The sequence below is a fragment of the Pseudomonas sp. GW821-FHT12A04 genome, from assembly GCF_058807755.1.
The window spans coordinates 1-692 of record NZ_JBXAQZ010000033.1; the positions used below are offsets into that span (position 1 = coordinate 1).

The window sequence follows — 692 nt, forward strand, 5'->3', positions numbered from 1 at the left end:
CTGACCTATGCGCTGGGCGTAGTGGCCGGAGCTTCCGGGTTGACCGACACGGCCACGGGCCATGCGGTGAACCTCTCACTCAACGGCACTGTGGTCGAAGGCCGCACGGCCACGAGCGACCTGCTGGTGTTCACGGTCAGCGTGGCTGCCAACGGTGATGTCACCCTCGACCAGCTCCGCGCTGTGGTGCATTCCAATACCACCAATCCCGATGACTCGACGAGCCTGACCGCGGACAACCTGGTGACGCTGACGGCAACCAAGACTGACGGGGACGGCGACAGCGCCCAGGCGACCCTGAACATTGGGCAGAACCTGGTGTTCAAGGACGACGGACCAAGCATCAATACCACCGGCACGGAGCCGACGCTGACGGTGGACGAAACGGTACTGGCGACCAATGATACCCAGAGCTTTGCCGCCAACTTCACCTCGGCGTTTGGCGCCGATGGTGCCGGCACCCTGACCTATGCGCTGGGCGTAGTGGCCGGAGCTTCCGGGTTGACCGACACGGCCACGGGCCATGCGGTGAACCTCTCACTCAACGGCACGGTGGTCGAAGGCCGCACGGCCACGAGCGACCTGCTGGTGTTCACCGTCAGTGTGGCTGCCAACGGCAGCGTCACGCTCGACCAGATCAGGGCCGTGGTGCATTCCAACACCACCAATCCCGATGATTCGACGAGCCTGAC

At 64.2% G+C, this 692-nt stretch carries 1 protein-coding gene; it reads left to right on the forward strand.

Going from position 1 to position 692, the window contains the following annotated elements; genetic code table 11:
* Window positions 1–692: DUF5801 repeats-in-toxin domain-containing protein (locus tag AC1RS8_RS28020; RefSeq protein WP_493164248.1), on the forward strand; the 692-nt coding region annotated here is incomplete at both ends.